The sequence below is a fragment of the Citrobacter telavivensis genome, assembly GCF_041807075.1.
Taxonomy (GTDB): domain Bacteria; phylum Pseudomonadota; class Gammaproteobacteria; order Enterobacterales; family Enterobacteriaceae; genus Citrobacter_A; species Citrobacter_A telavivensis.
In genome coordinates this window covers 1-2695 of the sequence record NZ_JBGUBF010000020.1, presented here as the reverse complement: position 1 = coordinate 2695, position 2695 = coordinate 1, and the positions used below count along the sequence as shown (strand labels likewise).

At 53.0% G+C, this 2695-nt stretch carries 1 rRNA gene; it reads right to left on the bottom strand.

The window, feature by feature from the left end:
- Nucleotides 1–2695, bottom strand: a 23S ribosomal RNA gene (locus ACERJC_RS25420); the annotation flags it as partial.

The window sequence follows — 2695 nt, the reverse complement described above, 5'->3', positions numbered from 1 at the left end:
AAGGGTCAGGGAGAACTCATCTCGGGGCAAGTTTCGTGCTTAGATGCTTTCAGCACTTATCTTTTCCGCATTTAGCTACCGGGCAGTGCCATTGGCATGACAACCCGAACACCAGTGATGCGTCCACTCCGGTCCTCTCGTACTAGGAGCAGCCCCCCTCAATTCTCCAGCGCCCACGGCAGATAGGGACCGAACTGTCTCACGACGTTCTAAACCCAGCTCGCGTACCACTTTAAATGGCGAACAGCCATACCCTTGGGACCTACTTCAGCCCCAGGATGTGATGAGCCGACATCGAGGTGCCAAACACCGCCGTCGATATGAACTCTTGGGCGGTATCAGCCTGTTATCCCCGGAGTACCTTTTATCCGTTGAGCGATGGCCCTTCCATTCAGAACCACCGGATCACTAAGACCTGCTTTCGCACCTGCTCGCGCCGTCACGCTCGCAGTCAAGCTAGCTTATGCCTTTGCACTAACCTCCTGATGTCCGACCAGGATTAGCTAACCTTCGTGCTCCTCCGTTACTCTTTAGGAGGAGACCGCCCCAGTCAAACTACCCACCAGACACTGTCCGCAACCCCGATTAGGGGCCCACGTTAGAACACCAGCCATTAAAGGGTGGTATTTCAAGGTTGGCTCCATGCAGACTGGCGTCCACACTTCAAAGCCTCCCACCTATCCTACACATCAAGGACCAGTGTTCAGTGTCAAGCTATAGTAAAGGTTCACGGGGTCTTTCCGTCTTGCCGCGGGTACACTGCATCTTCACAGCGAGTTCAATTTCACTGAGTCTCGGGTGGAGACAGCCTGGCCATCATTACGCCATTCGTGCAGGTCGGAACTTACCCGACAAGGAATTTCGCTACCTTAGGACCGTTATAGTTACGGCCGCCGTTTACCGGGGCTTCGATCAAGAGCTTCTCCTTACGGATAACCCCATCAATTAACCTTCCGGCACCGGGCAGGCGTCACACCGTATACGTCCACTTTCGTGTTTGCACAGTGCTGTGTTTTTAATAAACAGTTGCAGCCAGCTGGTATCTTCGACTGATTTCAGCTCCATGAGTAAATCACTTCACCTACATATCAGCGTGCCTTCTCCCGAAGTTACGGCACCATTTTGCCTAGTTCCTTCACCCGAGTTCTCTCAAGCGCCTTGGTATTCTCTACCTGACCACCTGTGTCGGTTTGGGGTACGATTTGATGTTACCTGATGCTTAGAGGCTTTTCCTGGAAGCAGGGCATTTGTTACTTCAGCACCGTAGTGCCTCGTCATCACGCCTCAGTGTTAAAGTGAACCGGATTTACCTGGAACACACACCTACACGCTTAAACCGGGACAACCGTCGCCCGGCCAACATAGCCTTCTCCGTCCCCCCTTCGCAGTAACACCAAGTACAGGAATATTAACCTGTTTCCCATCGACTACGCCTTTCGGCCTCGCCTTAGGGGTCGACTCACCCTGCCCCGATTAACGTTGGACAGGAACCCTTGGTCTTCCGGCGAGCGGGCTTTTCACCCGCTTTATCGTTACTTATGTCAGCATTCGCACTTCTGATACCTCCAGCATGCCTCACAGCACACCTTCACAGGCTTACAGAACGCTCCCCTACCCAACAACACATAGTGTCGCTGCCGCAGCTTCGGTGCATGGTTTAGCCCCGTTACATCTTCCGCGCAGGCCGACTCGACCAGTGAGCTATTACGCTTTCTTTAAATGATGGCTGCTTCTAAGCCAACATCCTGGCTGTCTGAGCCTTCCCACATCGTTTCCCACTTAACCATGACTTTGGGACCTTAGCTGGCGGTCTGGGTTGTTTCCCTCTTCACGACGGACGTTAGCACCCGCCGTGTGTCTCCCGTGATAACATTCTTCGGTATTCGCAGTTTGCATCGGGTTGGTAAGTCGGGATGACCCCCTAGCCGAAACAGTGCTCTACCCCCGAAGATGAGTTCACGAGGCGCTACCTAAATAGCTTTCGGGGAGAACCAGCTATCTCCCGGTTTGATTGGCCTTTCACCCCCAGCCACAAGTCATCCGCTAATTTTTCAACATTAGTCGGTTCGGTCCTCCAGTTAGTGTTACCCAACCTTCAACCTGCCCATGGCTAGATCACCGGGTTTCGGGTCTATACCCTGCAACTTAACGCCCAGTTAAGACTCGGTTTCCCTTCGGCTCCCCTATTCGGTTAACCTTGCTACAGAATATAAGTCGCTGACCCATTATACAAAAGGTACGCAGTCACCCCATAAAGAGGCTCCCACTGCTTGTACGTACACGGTTTCAGGTTCTTTTTCACTCCCCTCGCCGGGGTTCTTTTCGCCTTTCCCTCACGGTACTGGTTCACTATCGGTCAGTCAGGAGTATTTAGCCTTGGAGGATGGTCCCCCCATATTCAGACAGGATACCACGTGTCCCGCCCTACTCATCGAGCTCACAACATATGCACTTTTGTGTACGGGGCTGTCACCCTGTATCGCCGGCCTTTCCAGACCGTTCCACTAACACACATGCTGATTCAGGCTCTGGGCTGCTCCCCGTTCGCTCGCCGCTACTGGGGGAATCTCGGTTGATTTCTTTTCCTCGGGGTACTTAGATGTTTCAGTTCCCCCGGTTCGCCTCGTTAAGCTATGTATTCACTTAACGATAGTGCAACGAATTGCACTGGGTTTCCCCATTCGGACATCGCCGG